This is a genomic window from Mycolicibacterium vinylchloridicum (genome assembly GCF_013404075.1).
Lineage (GTDB): Bacteria > Actinomycetota > Actinomycetes > Mycobacteriales > Mycobacteriaceae > Mycobacterium > Mycobacterium vinylchloridicum.
In genome coordinates this window covers 69,820-93,820 of record NZ_JACBJQ010000019.1, presented here as the reverse complement: position 1 = coordinate 93,820, position 24,001 = coordinate 69,820, and the positions used below count along the sequence as shown (strand labels likewise).

22 protein-coding genes are annotated in these 24,001 nt (G+C 66.3%); 10 read left to right on the top strand and 12 right to left on the bottom strand.

The window, feature by feature from the left end:
* Nucleotides 1-32: 32 nt before the first annotated feature.
* Entirely contained in the window at nucleotides 33-4,928 is a 4,896-nt protein-coding gene (locus tag HPC46_RS17570; RefSeq protein WP_179472137.1) for a beta strand repeat-containing protein, read from the bottom strand.
* 153 nt (nucleotides 4,929-5,081) lie between these two features.
* Here HPC46_RS17570 and HPC46_RS17565 point away from each other — a divergent pair, with 153 nt between their 5' ends.
* The 3 genes from HPC46_RS17565 to HPC46_RS17555 are packed head-to-tail and all read left to right on the top strand — an operon-like array spanning nucleotide 5,082 to nucleotide 7,924.
* Nucleotides 5,082-6,413, top strand: a complete 1,332-nt coding sequence (locus HPC46_RS17565) for a type I glutamate--ammonia ligase (RefSeq protein ID WP_179472135.1) — start codon at nucleotides 5,082-5,084, stop codon at nucleotides 6,411-6,413.
* Nucleotides 6,414-7,520: an amidohydrolase family protein gene (locus HPC46_RS17560; RefSeq protein ID WP_179472133.1), complete on the top strand. Its 1,107-nt coding sequence runs from the start codon at nucleotides 6,414-6,416 to the stop codon at nucleotides 7,518-7,520.
* A 26-nt stretch (nucleotides 7,521-7,546) separates the two neighbouring features.
* Nucleotides 7,547-7,924: a YidH family protein gene (locus HPC46_RS17555; RefSeq protein ID WP_179472132.1), complete on the top strand. Its 378-nt coding sequence runs from the start codon at nucleotides 7,547-7,549 to the stop codon at nucleotides 7,922-7,924.
* Between the two features lie 3 nt (nucleotides 7,925-7,927).
* Here the strand turns inward: HPC46_RS17555 and HPC46_RS17550 are convergent, their stop codons facing one another.
* Nucleotides 7,928-8,326: a hypothetical protein gene (locus HPC46_RS17550; RefSeq protein WP_179472130.1), complete on the bottom strand. Its 399-nt coding sequence runs from the start codon at nucleotides 8,324-8,326 to the stop codon at nucleotides 7,928-7,930.
* Between the two features lie 559 nt (nucleotides 8,327-8,885).
* Here HPC46_RS17550 and HPC46_RS17545 point away from each other — a divergent pair.
* Nucleotides 8,886-9,914, top strand: a complete 1,029-nt coding sequence (locus HPC46_RS17545) for a hypothetical protein (protein WP_179472128.1) — start codon at nucleotides 8,886-8,888, stop codon at nucleotides 9,912-9,914.
* Between the two features lie 58 nt (nucleotides 9,915-9,972).
* Here HPC46_RS17545 and HPC46_RS17540 read toward each other — a convergent pair whose 3' ends face one another.
* The 4 genes from HPC46_RS17540 to HPC46_RS17525 all read right to left on the bottom strand — a co-directional run bounded on the left by HPC46_RS17540 (nucleotide 9,973) and on the right by HPC46_RS17525 (nucleotide 13,712).
* On the bottom strand, nucleotides 9,973-10,443 hold the full coding sequence (locus tag HPC46_RS17540; RefSeq protein ID WP_179472126.1) for a nuclear transport factor 2 family protein: 471 nt from the start codon (nucleotides 10,441-10,443) through the stop codon (nucleotides 9,973-9,975).
* Nucleotides 10,433-12,226 carry an N-acyl-D-amino-acid deacylase family protein gene (locus HPC46_RS17535; protein ID WP_179472124.1) on the bottom strand — a complete coding sequence of 598 codons (1,794 nt, stop codon included), beginning with the start codon at nucleotides 12,224-12,226 and terminating at the stop codon, nucleotides 10,433-10,435. The genes HPC46_RS17540 and HPC46_RS17535 overlap by 11 nt, the downstream gene beginning before the upstream one ends.
* Before the next feature lie 66 nt (nucleotides 12,227-12,292).
* Nucleotides 12,293-13,210, bottom strand: a complete 918-nt coding sequence (locus HPC46_RS17530) for an SDR family oxidoreductase (protein WP_179472122.1) — start codon at nucleotides 13,208-13,210, stop codon at nucleotides 12,293-12,295.
* On the bottom strand, nucleotides 13,200-13,712 hold the full coding sequence (locus HPC46_RS17525; RefSeq protein WP_179472120.1) for a flavin reductase family protein: 513 nt from the start codon (nucleotides 13,710-13,712) through the stop codon (nucleotides 13,200-13,202). Before HPC46_RS17525 ends, HPC46_RS17530 begins: the two co-directional genes overlap by 11 nt.
* Before the next feature lie 67 nt (nucleotides 13,713-13,779).
* Here HPC46_RS17525 and HPC46_RS17520 point away from each other — a divergent pair, with 67 nt between their 5' ends.
* The gene (locus tag HPC46_RS17520) at nucleotides 13,780-14,691 is read left to right on the top strand and encodes a dienelactone hydrolase family protein (RefSeq protein ID WP_179472118.1); all 912 of its coding nucleotides are present in this window, start codon (nucleotides 13,780-13,782) and stop codon (nucleotides 14,689-14,691) included.
* Here the strand turns inward: HPC46_RS17520 and HPC46_RS17515 are convergent.
* Entirely contained in the window at nucleotides 14,688-15,038 is a 351-nt protein-coding gene (locus HPC46_RS17515; protein WP_179472116.1) for a hypothetical protein, read from the bottom strand. The genes HPC46_RS17520 and HPC46_RS17515 overlap by 4 nt on opposite strands.
* A 101-nt stretch (nucleotides 15,039-15,139) precedes the next feature.
* On the opposite strand from HPC46_RS17515, the gene HPC46_RS17510 reads away from it, so the two are divergent.
* Together HPC46_RS17510 and HPC46_RS17505 are read left to right on the top strand one after the other, a co-directional pair.
* A complete protein-coding gene (locus HPC46_RS17510) occupies nucleotides 15,140-16,276 on the top strand; it encodes a glycosyltransferase (RefSeq protein ID WP_179472215.1) in 1,137 nt (378 codons plus the stop codon).
* A 40-nt stretch (nucleotides 16,277-16,316) separates the two neighbouring features.
* Nucleotides 16,317-16,730 (top strand): hypothetical protein, encoded by a 414-nt coding sequence (locus HPC46_RS17505; protein WP_179472114.1) that lies wholly within the window; start codon nucleotides 16,317-16,319, stop codon nucleotides 16,728-16,730.
* Here the strand turns inward: HPC46_RS17505 and HPC46_RS17500 are convergent.
* Nucleotides 16,683-17,993 carry a cytochrome P450 gene (locus HPC46_RS17500; RefSeq protein ID WP_179472112.1) on the bottom strand — a complete coding sequence of 437 codons (1,311 nt, stop codon included), beginning with the start codon at nucleotides 17,991-17,993 and terminating at the stop codon, nucleotides 16,683-16,685. The two genes, HPC46_RS17505 and HPC46_RS17500, sit on opposite strands and share 48 nt — an antisense overlap.
* Nucleotides 17,994-18,034: 41 nt before the next feature.
* The gene (locus tag HPC46_RS17495; RefSeq protein WP_179472110.1) at nucleotides 18,035-19,315 is read right to left on the bottom strand and encodes a cytochrome P450; all 1,281 of its coding nucleotides are present in this window, start codon (nucleotides 19,313-19,315) and stop codon (nucleotides 18,035-18,037) included.
* A gap of 71 nt (nucleotides 19,316-19,386) precedes the next feature.
* On the opposite strand from HPC46_RS17495, the gene HPC46_RS17490 reads away from it, so the two are divergent.
* A complete protein-coding gene (locus tag HPC46_RS17490; protein WP_179472108.1) occupies nucleotides 19,387-20,055 on the top strand; it encodes a YoaK family protein in 669 nt (222 codons plus the stop codon).
* 2 nt (nucleotides 20,056-20,057) lie between these two features.
* On the top strand, nucleotides 20,058-21,137 hold the full coding sequence (locus HPC46_RS17485; protein WP_179472213.1) for a pyridoxal-phosphate dependent enzyme: 1,080 nt from the start codon (nucleotides 20,058-20,060) through the stop codon (nucleotides 21,135-21,137).
* 12 nt (nucleotides 21,138-21,149) lie between these two features.
* Here the strand turns inward: HPC46_RS17485 and HPC46_RS17480 are convergent, their stop codons facing one another.
* Genes HPC46_RS17480 through HPC46_RS17470 form a run of 3 tightly spaced genes read right to left on the bottom strand, consistent with a single transcriptional unit; the run spans nucleotide 21,150 to nucleotide 22,988 of the window.
* Nucleotides 21,150-21,653, bottom strand: coding sequence for a nuclear transport factor 2 family protein (locus HPC46_RS17480; RefSeq protein WP_179472106.1), 504 nt, complete (start codon nucleotides 21,651-21,653; stop codon nucleotides 21,150-21,152).
* A 41-nt stretch (nucleotides 21,654-21,694) separates the two neighbouring features.
* Nucleotides 21,695-22,150, bottom strand: coding sequence for an SRPBCC family protein (locus tag HPC46_RS17475; protein ID WP_179472104.1), 456 nt, complete (start codon nucleotides 22,148-22,150; stop codon nucleotides 21,695-21,697).
* 10 nt (nucleotides 22,151-22,160) lie between these two features.
* Nucleotides 22,161-22,988 carry a polysaccharide deacetylase family protein gene (locus tag HPC46_RS17470; protein WP_179472102.1) on the bottom strand — a complete coding sequence of 276 codons (828 nt, stop codon included), beginning with the start codon at nucleotides 22,986-22,988 and terminating at the stop codon, nucleotides 22,161-22,163.
* Between the two features lie 130 nt (nucleotides 22,989-23,118).
* Between HPC46_RS17470 and HPC46_RS17465 the strand changes: the two genes are divergently transcribed.
* Complete coding sequence (locus HPC46_RS17465) at nucleotides 23,119-23,994, top strand: TIGR03854 family LLM class F420-dependent oxidoreductase (protein WP_179472211.1); 876 nt, start codon at nucleotides 23,119-23,121, stop codon at nucleotides 23,992-23,994.
* Nucleotides 23,995-24,001 lie beyond the last annotated feature (7 nt).

Sequence of the window (24,001 nt, the reverse complement as noted above, 5' to 3'; positions counted from 1 at the left end):
GTCGATGATCTGGCCGTCGTTGAGACAATGTTTCAGGTCAGGATGACGCCGGCCTTGGTGGCGGTGTAGGTCTCCGTGTAGGCGAAGTCGGAGGCCTGTTCGGTGGTGCCCTCGGCGGTGGTGACGCTGTAGGTGCCGCTGAAGATCGTGACCACGGTATAGGTCATCGTCTGTCCGTTAGGGGAGAAGGTGACGGTCGATGTCACGTCGACATTGACATTGCTGGCGTCGGCCGAGATGGCGTCTATGTAAGGCGAGTTCATCGTCGAGTCGACAAGCGCTTGCCGGTACTGCTCAACACCTTCGGGGGTGATCGATCCGGTGTAGACGCCCGGGCTGGACTCGGTCAGCGCACTGATCTCCAGGCTGATGATGCCGGTGTCCGATGCCTGTTGGGTCAGTGTGGCAGTGTATCCCGTACCGGTTTCGGTGACGGTGATGATGCTGTCACCGGGTTCGGGTGAATAGCTGTAGGGGTTGGAGCCGTCCAGGTCAGCGTGATCGACGGTCGAGACGGTCCAGGTGCCGGCTGGCTCGGGCGCGACAACCACAACCTTGGTGGCGGTATAGCTGATGGAGCCTGAGACGCCCTCGCCAAAGGGAGCTAATTCTTCCGTGTCGCCGTCGATTGTGACAGCGATAGTGCCGCCGAGGCTATACGCAATCGTGTAGTTCATGGACTGCGCGTCGAGAGAGAAGGTGACGGTCGCTGACGCGTCGACGTTGAAGTTGCTGGCGTCGACGGAAACGTCCGGCGATTCGCCGAGGTACGAGGCGATGACGAATTGCCGGAATTGCTCGACACCTTCGGGGCTGATCGATCCGGTGTAGACGCCTGGGCTGGTTTCGGTCAGCACATCGATTTCGAAGGGCAACACATTGTTACCGGTGACGGTTGGTGTGTAGCCGTTGGCGGTCGCGACGAGGGTAATGGTGACGTCGCCGGGTTCGGAGGGATAACCAGCACCCCCGTTGTAGACGATATAGCTGACGTCCCAGGTTCCGGCCGGCTCGGGCGCGACGACGACAGCCTTGGTGGCGGTGTAGGTGATGATCGAGTCGGACCCGAAGCGTGCGATGGCGCTTTCCTCGCCGTAGGGCCCGGTGGCAGCGAGGTGGATTACGCCGACGTAGGTCATGGTTTGGCCGTCTTCGGAGAGCGTCGCGGTGGATGTCATGGAGACATCGACATCGACATAACCTTGTTGTTCGAGCAACTGGCGGTACGCCTCGGCGGTGACGCCGCCGGTGGTCAGCGATCCCTCGTAAATTCCGGAACCAGTCGAGGTCAGGACCCCCCCAATCGTGCCAATCGTGCCACCGACTCCGGTTCCACTGAGGGTGTATTCGTCGCCGGATTTGGTGACGGTGATGTCGATGTCCGCCACGAATTCCTGCGGGCCCGAATCGGTGGTTTGCGGGCCCGACCCGTCGAGATAATCGATGGTCGAGATTGTCTGGCCCGTTGCGCTGGCGATGATCCAGGTCCCGACAATCGCGTCCTGTGCGATGGGGTTGAGCGGAACCGAGATGGTTTGCGTTGCCTGGTACACGCCGTTGGTGGCAGTGACGGCAAAGGTATCGGTGGCGCCAGTGGCATCGACGTCCGGGGTGTAGACGAATTCCCCTGTGCTGGTGTCGAAATCCGTGATGACACCCTTGGCCGGGTTGGTCGACACGCTGTATACCAGCGTGACGCCTTCCGGATCGATAATCACCGCGTTGCCGATCACAACCCCGGTGTCGGGGTCCGGGTTGCCGACAATCGGAGTACCGAGTTCGGGAATGTCCAGCACGGTGCTGTCCGAGAATTTGGCGATGAACGTTGCCTCCGACCATGAGTCGTCGAAGGTGTAGACATTCGTGACGCCATCTGTGGTGAATGACGTTTCGCCGAAGCCCTCCAGCGTATGGCTCGCGGGGAGGGTGACCGTGTAGGTGTCGGTGACGTTGTGGAACTCAGTGATCGTCTGGCCGTCGTCGGAAACGTTCAGTGACCAGACTGCGTACGGGTTGTATACGAGGTCGCTGATGACGGCGTCCTCGCCATACAGGTTTTGGAGATACTCCAGCTCCTGGTCAGCGGACCACCCGTAACTGCCGTCGACGGCGGTGTAGACACCGGCGCCGGTGCGGGTGAACCTTCCGTACTCGAATGTGTCGGTGACACCGTCGTAGGTAACGGTGATGTTCTGGGTGTACACATCGCCGACCCGGGTGATCGTCGCGACCCAGTTCTCCGGATACGGTGCGGGCGCCGGATCGCTGCCCGTGACCTGCCACGTCCCGACGATCGCGTCTTGGGTGTTGATCGGCACCGAGATGGTTTGGCTGGTGGTGTGGATGCCGTTGGTGGCGGTGACAGTGAAGCTGTCGACAACCTCGGTGGTCTCGGCGTTCGGGGTATAGGTGTAGGTGCCGTCACTGTTGACGATGACCGTTCCGCTCGCGGGGCCCGCGCTCACGGTGTATGCCAGCTGCCCACCGGCAGGGTCGGTGATCGCTGTTGTGCCGGTGACGATTCCGGTTTTGGTGTCGACGGTGCCGATGACGGCCGTACCGGTCTGCGGGGTGCCGGGGTCGACAACGACATGCACAGTAACCGAAACCGACGCGGCACCGTTGCTGGCGGAGATGATGAAGGCGTCAGCCCCGAGGGCACCGGCGGCTTCGGCCGCGAGTTTGGCGGTGTCGGTGGGGGTATAGGTGAATTCCCCTGTGCTGGAATTGAAATTGGTGATGGTGCCGCTGGCGGGTCCGCTGGTGATGGTGTAGGTCAGCGGTTGGCCGGCCGGGTCGTTGACACTCGCAGTGCCCGTGATCGCGCCGGTGACCGCATTCGGCGCACCCACGGTCGGAGTGCCGGCAACCGGCGTATCGGGGCTGATCGCGACGGTGACGGTTTGGCTGGCGGTGTGAATTCCGTTGGTGACCGTGACGGTGAACGTGTCGGTGACGGGTCCGGTTCCGCCGGCGGCAGCGAGGCGGGCCGCCACAGTCGGTGTGTAGCTGTAGGTTCCGTCCGCGGCGATGGTGACGGTCCCGCTCGCAGGATTGGTGTGGGTGTAGGTCAGTGTGCCGCCGGCCGGGTCGGTGAATCCGAGAGCGCCACTAACCAGTCCGGTGCTGGTGACCGGTGTGCCGGCGGTCGGGGTGCCGGTTTGCGGCGTGCCGGGGTCGACCACAACATTCACCGTCACCGAGATGGACGCGGCGCCGTTGCTGGCGGAGATGGTGAAGGTGTCGGCACCCACGGTGCCGGCGGCTTCCGCTGCGAGCTGAGCGCTGGTCGAGGGGGTGTAGATGAAGGCGCCAGTGACGGTGTTCAAGCTGGTGATAGTGCCCTTGGTCGGGCCGGTGCCGACACTGTAGGTCAGCGGCTGGCCCGCCGGATCGGTGGCCGTCGCAGTACCGGCGATGGCTCCGGTGACCGCATTCGGGGCACCCACGGTGGCGATGCCGGCGACCGGCGTATCCGGGCTGATCGCGACCGAGATGGTTTGACTGGTGGTGTGCACGCCGTTGCCGGCGGTGACGGTGAAACTGTCGGTGATCGGCCCGGTTCCGCCGGCAGCAGCCAGTCGGGCCGCCAAACTCGGTGTGTAGCTGTAGGTTCCATCCGCGGAAACGGTGGCGGTTCCGTTGGCCGGCGTGCCGCTGACGCTGTACACCAGTTGCCCGCCGGCATGGTCGGTGAATGCTGTTGCGCCGGTGATGGTCCCGGTCGCGGTGCTGGTGGTGGCGATGGTGGGCGTCCCGGCCTGCGGGGCACCGGGATCGACGACGACGTGCACGGTCACCGAGACCGTCGCGGCGCCATTGCTGACGGAGATGGTAAAGGAGTCAGCACCGACTGCACCCGCGGTTTCCGCGGCCAGTTGGGCGCTGGTCGTGGGGGTGTAGGTGAAGGCACCGGTGGCGCTGTTGAAGCTGGTGACGGCGCCCTTGGTAGGCCCGGTGCCGACACTGTAGGTCAGCGGCTGGCCGGCCGGGTCGGTGGCGGTGATGCCACCGGTGATGGCCCCGGTGACCGAGTTCGGCGTACCGACAGTGGGGGTGCCGATGGCCGGCGTATCCGGACTGATCGGAACCGTCACGGTTTCCTTGGCCGACGTGATGCCGTTGAACGCGGTGACGCTGAAACTGTCGGTGGTCGGCCCGGTTCCGCCGGCAGCAGCGAGACGGGCCGCCAATGTCGGTGTGTAGCTGTAGGTTCCGTCGCCGTTGACGGTGACGGTGCCGTTGGCCGGGTCGGTGTGGGTGTAGGTCAGGGTCGCACCGCTGCTGTCGGTGAAGCCAAGGGTGCCGGTGACCAGACCGGTGGTGCCGACCGGGGTGCTGACCGTCGGGGTGCCGGCCTTGGGCTTCACCCCGACCGCGGCGGCTACTTGCTGCATCAGGCCCCATAGGAGTGCACCGATTGGGTTCGCAGGCGCGGTGGGCCGGTTCACACCGAGTAGGGAGCTGACGCTGCGCAGGAATCCGGCGAACGGGCTCACCGCGGCGTTGGCGGTCGGTGTCACCGCGGAGGTGGCCGATTTGATCAGCGGGTTGGCCGGTTTGGTGGTGACCACCGCAGCCGTATCGTCCGGTGCGGCAGCGGTAGGCACCGCAGCCGACGGGATGTCAGTATCTGGGCGGACGATGACGCCCCGCTCGGCGCTGGAGCGCCCACGCGTCGTCGCCCCCGCCGCCGGGGTGGGCTTGCGCTTCGACGTCGCCGTGGGCGCCCGATGGTCGGTAGTCCCACGCGGCGCGGCATGCGCTGAGCCGGAATGCTTTGTGGCCGAACCGGATCCGCCGTCATCAGCGGCGGCTACCGCCGAGCCGCTAAGGACGGCGGCACCCAGTCCCATTGTGACCGCGCTCGCCCCGAGCCAGCTGAACGGAACCCGTGTGCGCGCCGAACGACGACGTGACCGTGCCATGCATCCCCCCAAATATTTACGAATGCGACAAATTCGAGCCGATTCACAGCGCATCCGCAAGCATCCACCCGGAAAGTCTTACCGGATTCTCAGATTTGATGGACCCCACGTTTGACGCGCCCGGCGCCGGGTCGGGTCGGCACAATAGCGGCTATGACCACACCGGCTGAATTGCAAGCCGGCGGCGTGAGCACCGTCATCGGCACGGTCGTCACCGCCGCCGGGCTCACGCACGCCAAGACCGTCCCCGTCCGCCGCCTCGACGCCTTTGCCGATCCGGGGCTGGGGTTCAGTCCGGTCACCCACGTGTTCGCCATCGACCGCGCCGGGATCGCGTTGACCGAAGGGATCACCGTCGTCGGCGACGAACGGATCCGGATCGACCTGGATGCGCTCCGGATCATCGGCGACGGCCTGGCGTGGGCACCGGCCTCGTTCTTCGATCAGGACGGCAATCCGATCCCCGCGTGCGCCCGCGGAACGTTGGCGCGCATCGAGGCCCGCTTGGCCGAGGCCGGATTGCAGGCTCGTGTCGGCCACGAGATCGAGTTCCTGCTCGTCGATCCCGACGGCAACCGGCTGCCGGGCAATCTCTGGGCGCAATACGGGCTTGCCGGCGTGCTCGAGTATGAGGGTTTCGTCCGGGACGTGACCGTCGCGGCGGGAGCGGCAGGCGTAGGTATCGAACAGTTCCATCCCGAGTACGGCATCAACCAGTTCGAGATCTCGCTGACACCGAAATCGCCGGTGGCCGCCGCCGATCAGCTGGTGCTGGCCCGGATCGTCATCGGCCGGGTCGCCCGCAAGTACGGTGTCCGGGTGAGCCTGTCCCCGGTGCCTTTCGCCGGGAGCGTGGGTTCGGGCGCTCATCAACACTTTTCGCTGCTGCGCGGGGATGCGCCGGTGTTCTCCGGCGGCACCGGAGCGCAAGGCATGACCACAGAAGGGGAGAGCGCGATCGGAGGGATCGTCAGCGGGCTACCGCAGGCAGAGCTGATCTTCTGCGGATCGATCGTGTCCGGGCTGCGGATGAAGCCGGGCAACTGGGCGGGCGCCTACGCCTGCTGGGGCACCGAAAACCGGGAAGCGGCGGTACGTTTCGTGCGGGGCACGCACGGAAATCCGTACGGGGCCAACGTGGAGGTCAAGGTCGTCGACCCCTCGGCCAATCCCTATTTCGCCACCGCCGCGATCCTGGGCCTGGCACTCGACGGTATCGAGCACAGCGCCGTATTGCCGCCGGAAACCGCGGTCGATCCGGCCGTGCTGTCGGAGAACGAACGCGCAAGCGCAGGAACCGTCGCGCTCAGCGGCGACCAGGCCGAGCAGATCGCCGCGCTGGACGGCTCCGCCCGGCTGCGGACGATCCTCGGCGATGCGGGCGTCAACGCGCTGGTCGCTGTTCGCCGCTACGAGCACGAGACGTATTCACATCTGGATCCCGACGCGCTGACCGAGAAGTTCCGGATGGCCTGGAGTTTATAGATGCCGTCCGCGCTGACCGATCACATCGCCGGTGTGCGCCTGGTGGACAACCACGTTCACGGATTCTGGCAGACAGCCGGTGATCGTCGGCGCTTCGAGAACGGCCTCAACGAGGCCAATATCGAGCCGTTGGCCGACTTCGATTCCGGCTTCGACACTCAGCTCGGGTTTGCGGTGCGGGCGCACTGCTCACCACTACTCGGTCTACCCGAACATGCCGATCCGCAAGCGTATTGGGACCGCCGCCACGCGTTGACCGAAGACCAGCTGGCGCGGATCTTCCTACCGGCCTCCGGGATCAGCGACTGGCTGGTGGACACCGGCCTTCCCGGTGCGATCGCCGGTCTGCCCGAGATGGCCGAGGCGTCCGGCGGGAGAGTCGGTGAGATCGTGCGACTCGAGCAGATGGCCGAGCAGGCGGCCGCATCGCCGGGCGACTACGCCGACGCGTTCCGGCGGATCCTGCACGAGCGCACCGCGACCGCAGTTGCGACGAAGACGGTGCTGGCCTATCGCGGCGGGTTCGACGGCGATCTGTCCGAACCAGACGAGCGCGCCGTCAGCGAGGCGGCGGCCCGGTGGCGCGATGCCGGGGGAGTGCGGCTGACCGACCGGGTGCTGCTGCGCTTCGGGGTGCACGAAGCACTGCGGCTCGGCAAGCCGCTGCAGTTCCATGTCGGTCTCGGCGACCGCGACTGCGATCTGCACCGGACCAATCCGATGCTGCTGCTGGACTTCCTACGTCAGTCGGGCGCGACGCCGATCGTGCTGTTGCACTGCTATCCGTACGAGCGTGAGGCCGGCTATCTGGCCCAGGCGTTCAACAACGTGTATCTCGATGTCGGCCTGAGCATCAACCATCTGGGTGCGCGCGCCGAAGCGTTCATCGCGCGGACCCTGGAGTTGGCGCCGTTTCGCAAGATCCTCTACTCCTCGGATGCCTTCGGGCCCGCGGAGTTGCATTACCTGGGTTCGGCCTTGTGGCGTACCGGGATGGCCGCGGTGTTGACCGGATTCGTCGCACGGGGGCAGTGGGCGCAGGCCGACGCGATCCGGGTGGTCGACCTGATCGGGCGCGACAACGCCAGACGGATCTACCGGCTGTAATGCACGACGGAATGTCAGGGGGACCGATGCCGGACCGCGAGTTGGACACCTCAACCCGACTGGCTGCCGAACGCACGCGCCTGGCGCAGGAGCGAACGCTGATGGCGTGGATCCGCACCAGCACCTCGCTGATCGCGTTCGGCTTCACGATTTTCAAGTTCTTCCAATATCTGGCCGAACAGGAGCACCGCCGAAGCCCGATCGTCAGCCCCTGGGTCGTGGGACTGACATTGATCCTGCTCGGCCTGATCGCGCTGACGCTGGCCTGGATTCAGCACCACCAGGAAATGAAGGCACTCCGACAGTTGTTGGGGCCCATGCCATTTTCGATCGCGGGCGTGATGGCAGGCCTGATCGCGGTGCTCGGCCTCGTCGCGCTCGTCGTGGTGCTCTGGCGGTTGTGACCCCTAGGCGGGCGGGAAGTGAATCCAGCGGGCGATGTCGGCCGGCCCGCTGCAGATCAGGGGCACCCCTGGCACCTTGACCTCCCACTCGTCACCGGCCATCCGTTGTTGCGCGGTGGTACCCGGCGTCGTGCAGGGCAGGGCGTTCTGAGCCTCGCCGACGAGCGGGCCGGTCGGCATCCACACGCCGCTGGCCGCGCAGATGAGCGTCCCGTTCTGGGCATCCATCCCGAACACGAATGACGGGCTCGGCGTGCAGGGTGTGCCGCCGACGACGTTCTGAGCCACATTCGGCACGCAGCTCGCCGAGTGACACGAAGTGGCCGATGACGGGCCGGCGAGCGAGATCGTCGCGGCCACGAAGGTGCCCGCGATCAGCGGCGCAATGACGATCCCGTGCATCTCTGCCTCCTGACGTTCGGGCCGGCCGTTCCGGCTCGCTCAGCGTAGCGCTGCGGCGGGTCTGTCGGCCTGGCTTTGTCCAGACCACCGAGCTACGGAGTTGGCAAACTTCCGTTCGTCACGACTGCGCCACTGTCGACGATCGAATGGAACGAGCCAACCGGACAGTTGAAAGGGCAGGTGGTGGGGGCGAACGAGCCGTGCCCGGCGACCGTCGCGTCCGTCAATCGAAACTGTCGATTCCGTCAACAGATCTATTCGTTTAGCTAATTACTCGCGGGATCAAGTAAATTCCTGGAAACTTGCTGTCAATTAATTTGCGCGTGCGTCAGCCATTCACAGCATTCAATCAGGTTGGCGTACAGGCTATTTGAGGACATACTCCCGGCCGTATTCACGATGTAAAAACTTCACTGACACGAGCGACCATTTTCACAAAAGACATAACTCGCGTACTTACTCGCGGGTAGGTTCCGAATCCGGGGGCCTTGTGGATCAGATGAAGGAGCACACAATGCAGTCAGCCCTCAATAGAACAGTCACCACGGGAGTTGCCCTCGTGGGCGCGAGCGCCATCGCCCTGACTCCGGTCGTGGCGTATTCGCCTGCCGTGCAGCTACCGTCTCTTCGGTCGGCCGACGTCCAGATGGCGGCCTTCGTGAACCCGATCGAGGAATGGGTCCAGGTCATCGGGACGAGCTTCACCAACCTCAGCGCGCTCGGAACCCAGGTGCAGACCGACCCGACGCCCATCCTGAGCAAGCTGGCCGCCAACCTGCTCGCCAACGCCAACACCATCGTCGACACCGCATCGCAGACGTTCGGCCAAGCGGTCGCAACCTTCACCGCCATGCCGCAGGCGTTCTTCACCGCCGCTCAACAGCTCGCCGCCGGACAGGTGGCAGACGCCGTGCAGACGATCTGGGGCAATGTGCTTCTGCCACCCGCATTCCTGGCGATCATCCCGATCAGCGCGGCGATCCCGATCGTTCAGAACGCGGTGCAGAACGTCGCCAATGTGATCGGAGCACTGGGCGGGGTCAATCTGCTGCTGACCGGAATCGCGGTGATCTCACCGATCTATGCCACCATCACCCAGTTCGGCAACTCGGCACAGGCGGTGGTCGACGCGGTCAAGGCGGGCGACTTCGTCACGGCGGCAAGCGCACTCATCAACGCGCCGGCGCAACTCGTGAACGCCTTCCTCAATGGTGACGAGATGACGCCCGGTCTGCTTACCCCGCTGGACGGGGTCGGCGGGGGCGGTGCGATCGCGGCACTGCTGAAGTTGCGCGACGCCATTGCCGACGCCATCACTGCGCCGACGCCTCCCGCGTCGGCCGCCAAGACGCTGTCGGCGAAGGTCGCCGCGCCCGCCGAGGCGACGACAACGTCCACGAAGACGGACGAAAGCTCAACTGGCGCAACGTCGTCGGTCACCACAGCGAGGTCGTCAAGGGCGCACAGCCCGGCGACGTCCGGCGGCAAGGCGGCCAGCAGCGGCAAGAAGGCCACCGGCTCTTCGACCACGCACGGCGAAAAGGCCAGCGGTAAGGGCGGTTCGGCGCGCCATCACGGCGCAGCCTGACGTTCGGGGGTGTTCGCGGTGGCCGTCACAGGACCGTGACGGCCACCGTGAGCTCAGATCAGATCAGTCCGGTGGCGTCGAACATCCACGACATGTCAGCAGAAGCCAGGTCCTCGAGCCAGGTCGGCGGGGCGAAACCCGTCAGCCCGTTCATGTCCCAGTAGTCCTTCCACAGCGTGATCTTGCCGCCCTCGACTTTGTGCACGGTGACAAAGCGCAGCACACCCTGCTCGCCCGTCTTGAACGTCCACGTCTCGGAGTGCTCGTACATCGTGTCAACGCCGTTGCTCACCAGGACGCCGTCGTGGTTTTCGTAGCCGGCCAACGGCTCCAGGCCGATCTTCAGTCGCTTGACGATGTCCTCGGGACCGCGCGCGGCCGCGATCGGCCCGACCGGCATGTCGACGTAGATGCAGTCGTCGGCCAGGTATGTCTTGAGTGTCTCCCAGTCCCGGTTGGACAACGCCTTCCACATGCCCAGCACGGTATGAGCGATTTCAGTGGGTACCGCCGAGGTGTCAATTGACATGGGCCAGCTCCGATTCCGTTGTCGTTCGGGGTGCGGGCGTCGGCCGGCCCACCCGTAGGAAGCTTCCGGTGCGCTGGGCGCCGAGCACGTCGGTCGGTTCGCCGTTGCGGACCACCGCGCGCCCACCGATCAGCACCAGCTCGACGGCGTCGTCGTTGCGGTTGACCATCCGGGCCAATCCGCCGTACTGCTCGACGGGGCTCTCGGCGTAATCGTCGAGGCGGCTGTCCAGCTGACCGGGGTTCACGATGACGAGGTCGGCGCGATCACCTACGCGCAGGTGGCCGGCGTCGATCTGATACCAGTCGGCCAGTTCGCCGGTCATCCGGTGCACGGCCTGCTCGACCGACATGAACGGACGCCCGCTGCGGTCGGCGTCGCGCACGTGTCGCAGCAGCCGCAGGCCGTAGTTGTAGAACGCCATGTTGCGCAGGTGCGCACCGGCATCGGAGAAGCCCATCTGGATGCCGGGATCCTTGGCCAGCTTCTTGAGCACTTCGGGGCGGTGGTTGGAGATGGTCGTGCGCCAGCGCAGCTTGGCGCCGTGCTCTACCACCAGGTCCAGGAACGCGTCGACCGGATGCAACCCGCCGCGGTCCTTGCCGACCTGGCCGAAGGACTTGCCCACCACGGATTCGTCAGGACAGTCGACGATCTCGGCGTCGAAGAAATCGCGGTGCCAGACCCGCACCCCGAACTTGTTGTCGTAGTCCTTGCGGAACTGGCGGCGGTAGTTCTCGTCGCTCAGCAGTGCATTGCGCTCGACCTCGTCACGCAGATGCAGCGCGGCCGCACCCGATCCGAATTCCTCGAACACCACCAGGTCGATACCGTCGGCGTAGACCTCGAACGGAACCGGAAGGTGCTGCCAGCGGAAGTCACCGCCGAACTTGTTGGCCACCCTGGCCAGCGGGCCCATGATCAGGATCGCGAACGGGTTGGCCTTGACGTCGGCGGCCGAAAGCAGGCTGGTCTTGAGCTTGTCGCGCAGCACCGGAAGCGATTGCGCCACTTGGGAGATGAGGTTCAACGGATTCTGGATGTCCGGCCCGGACTGCAGCACCCGGCCACGCTTGCGCAGCAGTGTCTTGAGCCGGCGCAACTCGCGCGGCTTGGCGTAGGTGGACGGCAGCGTCCGGGACCGGCAGGTCTCGCCGTCGATCTTGTCGAACAGCAGCTGCTGCGAGGATAGCCCGACGAATCCGGCGTCCAGCGCTTCAGCGAGCATGCGCTCCATCTCGCGCTGCTGGCCGGCGTTGGGCCGCACATCTTTTCGGGTTGCGCGGTCCAATCCCATGACGGCGGTCCGCATATCGGAATGGCCGATGAACGCCGCGATGTTGGGGCCGAGCGGCCGGGACTCCAGCGCCTGAACGTATTGCTCGGCGCTCTGCCATGTCTTGGCGCCATCGATGGCAGCGATGACGTGCTCGCGCGGGATCGCCTCGACCCGTCCGAAAAGGTCGCCGGCGTCGCTGCCACCGACATGGATCGTCGACAGTGAACAGGAACCGAGCAGGACCGTGGTGACGCCGTGGCGCACCGACTCCGGCAGGCCCGGGCCGCCCAACACCTCGACGTCGTAGTGGGTGTGGACGTCGACCATGCCGGGCATCACCCATTTGCCGGCAGCATCGACGACGTCCTCGCAGCCGGTCACGTCGAGCGGGCGCAGGCTGATCGTTTCGACCCGGCCGTCCCGGATGCCGATGTCCCTGATCCCGGATGGCGCACCCGTCCCGTCGAACCAGCGACCGTTACGGATGATCGTGTCGTATGTCACGAGCGTCAATAGAACCGTTTGCCAGGACGAGTGTCAACGATTTAGTGGACACTTTTTTAGATGTGTTTACTGATGCTGTGACCAGGCGTCCGGCTGCCGGCCGTCGATATCGGTGAAACCGTACTCGCGAGCCAGCTCGGCAGCGGTCACCGAGCGCTGGTGCCAGCGCGATCGTTGCTGGTCGGCGGCGACGGCCGCAACGGCCCGGCCGACATAGCGCGGCGACTCCGATTCGGCGAAGCCGGGCGGCGCGGTCGGGCCGCCGTCGGCGCGATCGGACTCCAGCGCCTGCCGCCAGGTGTCCTCGCTGACGCGGTAGTTGTCGAGCATCATCTCCGAGCGCAGCCACCCCGGCGTGATGGCGACGGCGGTCGCGCCGTAGGGCGTCAGTTCGTGTCCGATGGCGAAGGCCATCCGGTTGACCGCGCATTTCACCGCGTCGTAGAACGCCGACAGCCGGTAATTCCCGGCGTTGTATTCGGCGGTGCCATCAGTGATTTCGACGAGCAGGCCACCGGGTTGCGCAACCAGCAGCGGCAGCAGTGCGTGTGCGGTAATCAAGTGGGTGTCGATCCCCAGACGCAGAATGCGCAACCCGTCGTCGATGTCGTGTTCCCAGATCGGGCGGTTCCAGCTGGTTGGACCGCCCTTGAGGATCTCCGCACCCCAGATGTCGTTGACCAGCACGTCGATCCGGCCGTAATCGGCGCGGATTCGATCGGCAAGCCCGGCTACCTGCTCAGGGTCGAGGTGGTCGACCTGCACGGCCACGCCGCTGCCGCCCACCTCGTCGACGAGTCCGGCGGTGCCCTCGATCGTCTCCGGCCGGTCATAGTCGGATCCGCCACGGCCCCTGTTGCTGCTGCGACCGGTGCAGATGACGGTCGCTCCCGCCTCACCCAAGGCGGCCGCGACTCCCCGGCCGGCGCCCCTGGTCGCGCCGGCAACCACCGCGATCCGATCCGTCAACCGGTCAGGCCTCATGGCCCGGCTCCAAGTCCTTGACGTCGGCGAACGTCACCAGGTCCCCGAACCGGTCGGGTGCGGCGCCGGCCACCGGCTCGGTCAGGTGCCCCACGTGATCACCGAGGTCGAACCGATCGAGGATGGCCCCGGCGAACCACGCAGCGGCGTCGGTGAGGATCGGCAACCCCTCCGGGCCGTCCCACCACCGGCACCGACTGAACTTGTCGATCCGGTCACCGGTCTCACTGCCGAACAGTCGCGCCAAGTCCCGGTGTTCTTCGGCCAGCAGATGTACCGCCAGGTGCGTCGCGCCCTGTTCGGTGACGCGGTAGGTGTGGTTCTTCTTGGACAGGCCGACCAGATAGCGCGGCGGATGTATCGAGACCTGACTGCTGAATCCCACCAGGCAGCCCGCGCGTTGGTCCCCGACACGGGTCGTCACGACGAACATCGGGTAATCCAGCAGCCCCACCACCCGTTCGAATGCCTCCGCACCGGGTAGTACTTCGTGTTCGGCCATGTTTGCCACCTCCGTCGCCGATCATGCTTACAGCCCACGCTTACCCACTGGGCGCATACTCGCGTGGGTGACTCCACTACAGCGCTACATCGCCGAAGAGATCGCCACCGATCACGTCGACGGCCTGCTGAGCCGCCGTGAAGCCCTGCGGCGCCTGGCGCTGCTGGGTGTGGGTACCGCCGCCGCCAGTGCATTGATCACCGCCTGCGCCACCGACAAAACGACGACCGAGCCGGCTTCGTCCGCGCCGTCATCGCCCGCACCGACGTCTGCGGTGCCGGCGCCGGGGATGGCGAGCGCCGTGGCGACCACACCCATCACCTGGCCGGGTCCGAACGGGCAGCTGCAGGGCAGTTGGGCGCAGGCCGCCAACCCGCGCGGAGCGGTCCTCGTCATCCACGAGAACAAAGGCCTCAACGACTGGGTCCGCTCGGTCGCCGGCCGGCTGGCCGGAATCGGCTACTCCGCACTGGCCATCGACCTGCTCTCCGAGGAAGGCGGCACCGGCACGTTCACCGACCCGGCCGCCGCGACCGCGGCGTTGGGCAATATCGCGCCCGACCGGTTCATCGCCGATCTCCGCTCCGGCCTCGACGAGGTGGCCCGCCGGTCACCGGGTCAAAAACTCGCGGCCGTCGGCTTTTGCTTCGGCGGGGGACTGGTGTGGCGGCTGTTGGCCTCCGGTGAGCCACGGCTGGCCGCGGCGGTGCCGTTCTACGGGCCGCTGCCGGACAATCCGGATTTCTCCGGGTCGAAGAACGCGGCGGTGCTCGGTCTCTACGGGGCGTTGGATCAACGCGTCACCTCGTCGGAACCGGCCGCCAAGGCGGCGCTGGATCAGGCCGGTGTGGTCAACGAGCTCGTCGTCGAGCCCGACGCCGACCACGCGTTCTTCAACGACTCGGGGCCGCGCTACAACGCCGTCGCCGCCGCCGATGCGTGGACTCGCTTGCAGGACTGGTTCGCTCGCAACCTCTAGTTGTCCAACCGGACGGTGACCGTGACCCGGCCGCGGGCGTCCCTGGTGGCCACGGCATGGCCGGGTCGCTCGATGCCGCCCAGCAGAATGGTGAGCGGACCGCCCTCACCAGTGAAGTTCCGCCACCACTTCTTACCGTCGGGCATCGCCACCCCGATCAGGATGTCCTCGCCCTTGCGGCGGTAGCCGACCGGCAGCTCGACGATGCGCCCACTGCGCCGGCCGGTGTACCGGATTGTGGTCAGCCCCAGTCCGACGATGCGGCCCCAACGCGGTGAGGTGATCAAGGCGGTGGCACTTCGGTTCACGACGCGCGCTGCCGCCTGGAACACGCCCGAAATCTGCACGTGATGAACGGTACCCAATTGTGGCTGTTCACCGCGTGTTCAGGACACCGAAGGGCGGCGGTCGCCATGCGCACACCGCAGCGGGTTCAGCTTGGGCCATGATCAGGGTCGCGCAGGTCGCGAACTTCTACGGCCCCCGGTCGGGCGGGTTGCGCACCGCGGTCGATCGGCTCGGCGCCGAATACTGCGCCGCCGGGCACGAAGTCTTCCTCATCGTTCCGGGAGCCGATGCGGCCCACACCATGCTGGCCACCGGGGTCACCCGAATAACCGTTCCCGCCAAGCAGATTCCGTTCACCGGGGGATACCGCGCGGTCCTGCCGGCGCCGGTGACCGCACTGTTGGAGGAGCTGGCTCCCGACGCCGTCGAAGTGTCCGACCGGTTCACGCTACGTTCCCTGGGCCGCTGGGGAGCGCGCCACGGTGTCACGACGGTGATGATCTCTCACGAGCGACTGGACCGGTTGACCGGCCAGATCATGCCCAAGCGGCTGGCGCGCCGCATCGCCGACATTGCCAATCGCCGAACCGCGGCCAATTACGACACCGTGCTGTGTACCACCAGCTTTGCCCGCGAAGAGTTCGACCGGATCGGCGCCGCCAACGTGATGACGGTGCCGCTGGGGGTGGACCTCGACATGTTTCACCCCAACCGGTTCTGCCCGCTCACCCGCAACCGCTGGGCCGCTCCGCAGCAGGTGCTGCTCGTGCACTGTGGCCGGTTGTCGGTGGAGAAGCGGGCCGACCGCAGCATCGATGCCCTTGCCGCGCTGCGTGATTCGGGAGTAGACGCCCGGCTGGTGGTGGCAGGCGATGGACCGATGCGGGCACGACTGCAGAGGCAGGCCCAACGGTTGCCGGTCGACTTCACCGGCTTCATCGAATCGCGCGACGCGGTGGCGACGCTACTGGCCACCGCAGATGTCGCGCTGGCGCCCGGCCCGCACGAAACGTTCGGGCTGGCCGCACTGGAAGCGCTGGCGTGCGGCACACCGGCGGTCGTGTCACGTACGTCCGCGCTGACCGAGATCCTGACCTCCGACAGCGGTGCGTGTGCCGACAACGATCCCCAGGCCATCGCCGCGGCCGTCGCCGCTGTCATCGACCGTCCCGAACAACAACGACGGTTCTGTGCACGACGAAGGGCCGAAACCTTCACCTGGCCGCGCGCGGCCGCGGGAATGCTGACCGCACTGAGCGGTTTGGCGCATGGCCGTGACGGGAACGCCGCTATTTGACGGTGCCGTATCCGCGGCCCGCTCGATGAAGGAGCCCGAGATGGCCTCGAATACCGTGTGGATTGTCGTCGCCGTGGTCGCAGCGCTGATCGTTGTCGCCGCCCTGGTGTGGGTTGGACGCAAACGTCAGCTCAGCCGCCGAGTCGCGCAGGCCGAGGAGATCCGCGAGGGAGTGCGCCAGGATCACGTCAAGGTGCAGCGCCGCGAGGCACTGGCCGAGGAGACCGCCGCGAAAGCTCGTGCGGCGCAAGCCGAAGCCGAAGCCAAGGCGGCCGAGGCGGCCCGCCTGCAGGAGAACGCGGAAAAGCACCGCACCGAGGCGGCCACTCACCGCGAAGAGCTCGACGAGAAGTGGTCACACGCTGACGATCTCGACCCGCGGGTCAGCGACGACGATCGCGCTGGTTCAGTCCCGCGAGGAGATCAGACCGGGCGCGCCGAGGCTGACCGGTAACTCGGCCCAACCGCGCAGCACCCGGGTGTCGCGCCGGCTGCCGAGGCCGGCCAGCTGCACTTCCGGAAAGTACGTGAAGAAGCTGCGTAGCCCGACCTCGCCTTCGGCTCGCGCCAGCGCCGCGCCCAAACAAAAGTGCCTACCGCCCGAAAAGGCAAGGTGCTTACCGGCATTGGCTCGCCCGATGTCGAATCGGTGCGGGTCCGCGAAGACGGCGGGATCGCGGTTGGCGGCGGCCAGATAGATCGCCACCATCTCACCGGCTCGCACGGTGGCGCCGGCAACCTCGGTGTCTCGCAACGCAATGCGTGCCGACAACTGCACCGGCGATTCCAGCCGCAAGATCTCCTCGACCGCGTTCGGCCACAGCGTCGGGTCCTCCTGCAGCCTCGCAAGCTGGTCGGGGGAGTTCAGCAGTAGCCGGATTCCGTTGCCCAGCAGGTTCACTGTGGTCTCGAACCCGGCGGCGAGCACCAGCCCCGCCACGCCCTGCAGCTCGGCCTCGTCGAGGTGCCTGCCGTCGTCCGATGCCGCGATCAACTGGCTCATCAGGTCGTCGCCCGGGTGCTCGCGCAGATGCTGCAGGTGCGCGGACAGCCACTCGTTGAAGCCGGCGAGGCCCTTCTGCACCCGCTGGTACTGCGGCCAGGACAAGCCGACGTCGAGGCTGGGTGCGGCGAGCTCACCGAACTCCAGGATCCGCGGCCGGTCGGTGTCGGGCACACCGAGAATGTCGCCGATCACCGCGACGGGCAACTGCGAGCAGTACCGCTCGACGATGTCGACGACGCCGGGCCCCTCGGATAGCCCGTCGAGCAGTGCGGCAGCACTGTCCTCGACCCGGTCGCGCAGCGCCGTCACCGCCCGCGAGGTGAACACCGAGGAGACCGTCTTGCGGTACCGGGTGTGCTCAGGGGGCTCGACGGCCAGCAGTGACGGCGGGCGCAGCGGGTGCAACAGGTCGTCACGGGTGCGCCGTTCCACCCATTGCAGCGGTTTGGGGAGGTTGCCGCCCAGGATGATCACGCGGAAGTCGTCGGACCGCAGTAGCTCGTGGGCGACGGCGTGATCGAGGGTGAGGAAACCCACTCGGGTGGGGATCATCGGCCCGCGATCGCGCATCTCGTCGAAGAACGAGACCGGGTCGGCGCGCACCGCCGGGTCGAACGCCATCCGGGCCTGCGGATCACCGCGCCGGGCTGCCACCCTGGCGACCGCTCGGATCACGCCGTGCATCACCAACCAGTGCACCCGCTGCTTCATGCTCATCACGCTACGAGTGCTCGAGCGTGCGCGCCACCACCTCAGGCAGGCGCCCAGCTGACCGGCAGACGTTTGATGCCGTGGATGAACGCCGACAGCAGCATGGCCGGTTCCTCGGTGACGGCGATGTCCGGGATGCGGCGATGCAGCTCTTCGAACACCACCGCGATCTCGCGGCGGGCCAGATTGGCGCCCAGGCAGAAGTGCGCGCCGCCGCCGCCGAATCCGACATGGTGGTTCGGCGTGCGCTTCACATCGAACATCCACGGATCGGTGAATTTGTCCTCATCGCGGTTGGCCGAGGCGTACCACATGGTGACCTTGTCACCCTCGGCCATCTTGACTCCGGACAGCTCGATATCGCGAGTGAGGGTGCGGCGCATGTAAATCACCGGTGACGCCCACCGCACCACCTCCTCGACGGCGGTGTCGGTGACGGCTTCGAAATCGTCCCACCAGACGCGGCGCTGCTCGGGATAGCGAGTCAGGGCCAGCACACCGTGGCTGATCGCGTTGCGGGTGGTTTCGTTGCCGGCGACCGCCAGCAGGATGAAGAACGAGGCGATCTCTGCGGACGTGAGACGCTCCCCGTCGACCTCGGCCGCCACCAGCGCGGTGGTGAGATCCTCGCGAGGGTTCTCCCGCCGGTCCTCGGCCAGTGCCGTCGCGTAGGCACCGATGTCCAGTGCGACTTGGAGGAATTCGTTGAAGTCGGTGGTCAGGTCCGGATCGCCGAAGCCCAGGATGATGTTGGTCCAGCTGAAGATCCGGTCGTGGTCTTCCTCAGGGATGCCCATCATGTCGCAGATGACCTGCAGGGGCAGCGGTCCGGACAGCTCGGTCACCAGTTCGGCGTTGCCGTCGGGATGATTGGCCAGCATGGCCGACACCAATTGCTGCGCGCGGTCGCGCACCGAGGCCTCGGTGCGGGCGACGACCTTCGGGGTGAAGGCGCTGCGCACGATGTTGCGCAGCCGCGAGTGCCGCGGATCGTCCAGCGCGATCATCGAGCCGAAATATTCGGCGACCTCGGGGACCTGGTCGCCGATGGTGATGTTGGGGTACGAGCTGAAGATCTCGGGGTGACGGCTGGCGTAGAAGACGTCGTCGAGTTTGGTCAGCGCCCAATGTCCCGGGCCTGCGGGCACACCCTCGTACTCCACTTCGCGGAAGAACGTGATCGGAGCCTGCCGGCGCAATGTTGCGAACGCACCGTCACGGACGGCATCGTCGAGCATCCAGAACTCGAACGTGCCCAGATTGATGTCCTCGAGCGCCATCTCGGGAGGCGCTTGACCATTCACTCGTGTGGCTATGCCCATGGGAGACGACAGTAGAGTCTGACCACCAACGGTCGTGATCGTTTCCCGATTCAGGCAAGCTTGCTCCCACGATGACTCGCACCTCGACGACACTGCGATTCGGCCTGCTGCTCACGACGGCCAACGGCTTCCTGGACGCCTACACCTACATCGCCCGCGGCGGGGTGTTCGCCAACGTGCAGACCGCCAACGTCATCTTCTTCGCGCTCAACATGAGTCAGGGCAAAGTCGTCAGCGCGCTGGCCCACGTCTGGCCACTGCTGGCGTTCATCGCCGGCGTCGGGCTGGCCTCCTATCTGAAGTCGGGTCGGGCGGAGCGCTATCTGAAGCATCCGTTGCGCTGGACCATGCTGGCGCAGGGGATCGTCTTTTTCGTGATCGGTTTCGTGCCGACAACCGTGGCCCACACCTATGCGACGGTGCCGATCTCGTTCGTCGCGGCCATGCAGATCGGGCTGTTCCGCAATATCGGGGATCTGGTGTACCTGCCGGTGGCCACCACCGGAAATTTGATGCGACTGGTCGAATCCGGCTATACCGGGTTCGTGGACCACGACGCAACGGCACGGCGGGCGTTCACCACCTACGGCGCGCTCACGCTGTTCTTCACCGGCGGCGCGTTGGCCGGCGCCTTCGCCACCCACGCCTGGCACGTGCATGCGATCTGGATACCGGCCGGCGTCCTGTTCGTCACACTGCTCCTGTTCATCGTCGACGAGCGCAAAGGCGTCGAGCCGTGAGGATGCCACCGCTGGAATGTGCCTCGTGTGGACGGGAATTCGACGTCGCGGATCTGGTGTGGCGCTGCCCCTGCGGCGGTTTGTTGGACGTCAGCGGACGGTGGCGGCCGACTCGGGATGCGGTGCTGCCCATCCCGGTCGCCGACTCGATCACCCTGGGCGAGGGCAACACCCCGCTGGTGCGGTCGAAGACTCTGCCCGCGGCCCGCTTCAAGCTCGAATTCTTCAGTCCGACATTGTCTTTCAAGGACCGCGGGGCAGTGGTGCTGGCGTCACTGGCCGCCCACCTTGGGGTGGGCACGGCGGTGGTCGACAGCAGCGGCAATGCCGGGACAGCGGCGGCCGCCTATTTCGCCAGGGCCGGCATCGACTGCCAGGTGCTGGTACCGGCGTCGACGTCGCCGGAGAAGCTCGCCCAGATCGCTGCACACGGCGCCGGACTCACCCTGGTGCCGGGCAGCCGCGCCGACACGGCAGCCGCGGCCGCCGAAATCGCTGCCCGCCCCGGTGTGTTCTACGCCAGCCACGTCCATCACCCGTACTTCATGCACGGCGTGAAGACCTACGGCTACGAGATCTGGCGGCAGAACAACGACAGCCTGCCCTCGGCGGTACTGGTCCCGGTCGGCAATGGGACTCTGCTGCTGGGCTGCTATCTGGCGTTCAGCGAGCTGGTCGCGGCCGGCCTTGCCGACCGGATGCCTGCGCTGCTGGCCGTGCAGGCTGCGGGTTGCGCGCCGCTGGCAGCGCAATGGCAGGGCCACGAATACCCGCCCGCACCGACGGTGGCAGAGGGCATCGCGATCACCGCACCGCCGCGGGCCGCCCAGATCCTGGCTGCCGTGCGCGCTTCCGGTGGCACCATCGTGGCGATAGACGACGACGCGGTGGTCGCCGGGCGCCGGGCGCTGGCACAGCGCGAGGGTCTGTTCGTGGAGCCCACCGCGGCAGTCTGTTACGCCGCGGCGGCAGGCGCGGCGAACCGCACCGGGCCGGGCTGGTCGCTCGTGCGGGAGCTGCTGGCCAACGACGATGTCGTCATCCCGCTATGCGGTGCGGGACTCAAACATCCCGGTGAGTGAGACTTCGGTGTCTCAGCCCAGATCCCAGCCCATGTTCTTGGCGAATGCCACCGCGTCGTCGGAGATGGTTCCGAGCTTCTTCGACGCCTCGATGTAGCCCTTCACCATCGGCATGAAGTTCATCGGGTTGTAGGCGTCTTCCTCATAGCTCCACAGCCCGTTTCCGGCGTACTTGAGCACCGACAGATTGGGCTCCTCGTGGATGCTGCCGTCGCCGGGATCGCGCATCCGGTTCTGGAATTCGCAGATCACCCAACCCTTGTCGACATCGATGGAGTACCAGGTCGCAGGGAAGAACGGCATCTCGGTGCCCGGAAATGTGTTCATGGTGCCGACGATCCAATTGCGGATCGCTTCGCGCCCGCGGAACGTCCCGTAGGAGTGTTCGACGTAGATCGCGTCCTCGGTGAATTGGTCGGCGAACCGACCCCAGTCCCAGCTGTCGGCGATACCCACAACCACCTGCCGGTGTTCATCGAACGCCGTCTCGATTTCGTCGCGTGACCATTGACCCATGCACCGGTTGTATCAAACCGATCGGCGGGCGCGACCGAAATTCAGTCGTTCTCAACGACTTTCTGGATTCGTTCCAACGTGGTGCGCATGTCTCGCTTGTTGCGCCGCTCGCGCAGAAATCCGCCGAACACCCGGAACACCTGCATCAGCGCGGACTTCGGCATCCAGAAAGACTCGGTCACGTCGGTGCCGTCACCGCTGGGCTCGAGACGGTAGTGCCAGTTGTTGAGCGCACGGTCGCCGGCCAGGACGGCGAACCCGAATTCGCGTCCCGGCTCGCACGCCGTGACTTTGCAGGTGGTCCAGTACACCGGCCCGATCTCGTTGCGGCGGACGTGGCCCCGGAATTTGGCGCCCAGCGCCGGTCCGGTAGCGCCGTCGAGCCATTCGGACTCGAACACCTCGGGCGAGAACTCACCGGTCCTGGTGATGTCGGTGATGAGATTCCAGATCTTGTCGGCCGGTGCGGCCATGCGCACGGTCACGGAGCCTTCCATGACCGTGATCCTAAGCAGACGTGACGTGCGGTATGTCCGGCTGCAGGAAAACGTCGTTGAGCGTGACCGTGCGCAGATTGCGCGAGCGGACGATGTCCACCAGCGCGGGGTAGACATGCGTGACGGGCAGATGGTTGAGGTGGCCGATGACGATGTTCTGCTGGATGAAGTACTGGTCGGCCATCTTCACGATGTAGTCCTCGGCCACCGGCGTGGAGTCGGCGAGCGATCCCGACCACAGCGTCGGAACCCGGTAGCCCAGATCCGCTGCGACGGCATCGACGTCGTCGTTGTGGCTGCCGTAGGGCGGGCGGAAATACGGTGTGGCGTCGGCACCGAACGTGGCGCGCAGGAAGCGGTCGTTGCGCTGCAACTGATCGGCGACCTGCTCTTTCGGCAGCGTGGTCAGGTCGGGATGCGACCAGGTGTGGTTGCCGAGCTGGATCTGCCCGGAGTCCACCAAGGGGCGCAGCAGGGCGGCGTTGTCGCGCCAGGAGTCGTAGACGCCGTTGACGAAGAACGTCAGGCGAATCCCGGTGTCCTTGGCCAGCTGCGTATAGAGACGTACCACTTCGGAATTCACCCCGTCGTCGACGGTGATCGCCAGCAGGTCGCCCTTGCCCGGCAGCTTGGTCAGCTCGCCACCACCCGGCAGCGGAACGCGGGCCGCCGTGGCCGGCGGCGGCAGCAACGGTGCCGCGCCGATCGGCGGCGGGGGAGCCTTGGTTGCCGCCAGCGGCGCAGTGGTCTGCGACATCGCGATCGCACTGGACGTCCCGACGAGGCCGGCCGAAGCAAGCAGCCCGATGACGAACTGGCGTCGGGTTACCTCGGCCACGTGCCGGTCCCAGAAGCCACATCCGTCACATCCGTCACACCCTCAGGGTAAGGTCGGCGCCCCCCGAAACGACGCACATCCGCGCCTGTGTCGCCGTATTCGCGCGGGTTACCGTGGCGGGGTGGACGAGGTGAAGCTTCGGTTCGGAGTCAGTCTGGGCAACAGGGTTGAGGAGCTGCCCCGGGTCATCGACCGATTGGAGTCGGCCGGCGTCGACTCACTGTGGTTCTCGGAGTTGGTGTACACCCCGGCGGTCGACCCGTTCGCCGGGATGGCCTACACGCTCGGTCGCACCGATCGCCTCAAGGTCGGCACGTCGGTTGCGGTGCTGCCCGGCCGCAACCCGGTCCTGGTCGCCAAGGCACTGGCATCACTGGCCGCACTCGGCCCCAAGCGGGTTCTGCCCGCGTTCGGGCTGCGCCCGGCATCGCCGGCGGAATGGGACCTGTTTGCCGTGCCCGACGGGAAACGCGCCGCGGTCTTCGACGAAGCCCTGCAGGTCGTGCGCGCACTGCTGACGGGCGACGAGGTGAGCTTCGACGGCACGTTCTTTCAGCTCACCGCCGCGTCACTGGGCATCCGCCCGCCGGCGCCGGTCGACATCTGGCTCGGCGGGTCGGCACCGGCGGCGTTTCGCCGCATCGGCCGCCTCGCCGACGGCTGGCTGGGCAGCTTCCTCACCCCGGACGAGGCCAGGGTCGCCCGCGACAGCATCGAGCGCGCAGCCGCCCAGGCCGGCCGCACGATCGAACCCGACCACTTCGGCCTCAGTCTCGGCGTCGCGGACGGGGGCCTGGGTCACGAGATCGCCGCCGCCATCCGCTCCCGCAGGCCCGATGCGGATCCGGCCGATCTGGTCGCGGGGGACTGGTCCCAATTGCATCGGCAGCTCGATGGTCTCATCGCCGCAGGGCTGAGCAAGTTCGTCATCCGGCCTGTCGGCGACACCCCCTCCGACGAGTTCATCGACCGTTTCATCACCGAACTGTTGCCCCGGCAGAACTGATCCGGCA

Coding starts and splice junctions, on each gene's coding strand:
- HPC46_RS17485 (WP_179472213.1), top strand. CDS start 20,058: ATGCCACCGCTGGAATGTGCCTCGTGTGGACGGGAATTCGACGTCGCG.
- HPC46_RS17530 (WP_179472122.1), bottom strand. CDS start 13,210: ATGAGGCCTGACCGGTTGACGGATCGGATCGCGGTGGTTGCCGGCGCG.
- HPC46_RS17500 (WP_179472112.1), bottom strand. CDS start 17,993: ATGAAGCAGCGGGTGCACTGGTTGGTGATGCACGGCGTGATCCGAGCG.
- HPC46_RS17560 (WP_179472133.1), top strand. CDS start 6,414: ATGCCGTCCGCGCTGACCGATCACATCGCCGGTGTGCGCCTGGTGGAC.
- HPC46_RS17490 (WP_179472108.1), top strand. CDS start 19,387: ATGACTCGCACCTCGACGACACTGCGATTCGGCCTGCTGCTCACGACG.
- HPC46_RS17550 (WP_179472130.1), bottom strand. CDS start 8,326: ATGCACGGGATCGTCATTGCGCCGCTGATCGCGGGCACCTTCGTGGCC.
- HPC46_RS17505 (WP_179472114.1), top strand. CDS start 16,317: ATGGCCTCGAATACCGTGTGGATTGTCGTCGCCGTGGTCGCAGCGCTG.
- HPC46_RS17555 (WP_179472132.1), top strand. CDS start 7,547: ATGCCGGACCGCGAGTTGGACACCTCAACCCGACTGGCTGCCGAACGC.
- HPC46_RS17495 (WP_179472110.1), bottom strand. CDS start 19,315: ATGGGCATAGCCACACGAGTGAATGGTCAAGCGCCTCCCGAGATGGCG.
- HPC46_RS17480 (WP_179472106.1), bottom strand. CDS start 21,653: ATGGGTCAATGGTCACGCGACGAAATCGAGACGGCGTTCGATGAACAC.
- HPC46_RS17525 (WP_179472120.1), bottom strand. CDS start 13,712: ATGGCCGAACACGAAGTACTACCCGGTGCGGAGGCATTCGAACGGGTG.
- HPC46_RS17565 (WP_179472135.1), top strand. CDS start 5,082: ATGACCACACCGGCTGAATTGCAAGCCGGCGGCGTGAGCACCGTCATC.
- HPC46_RS17540 (WP_179472126.1), bottom strand. CDS start 10,443: ATGTCAATTGACACCTCGGCGGTACCCACTGAAATCGCTCATACCGTG.
- HPC46_RS17475 (WP_179472104.1), bottom strand. CDS start 22,150: ATGGAAGGCTCCGTGACCGTGCGCATGGCCGCACCGGCCGACAAGATC.
- HPC46_RS17570 (WP_179472137.1), bottom strand. CDS start 4,928: ATGGCACGGTCACGTCGTCGTTCGGCGCGCACACGGGTTCCGTTCAGC.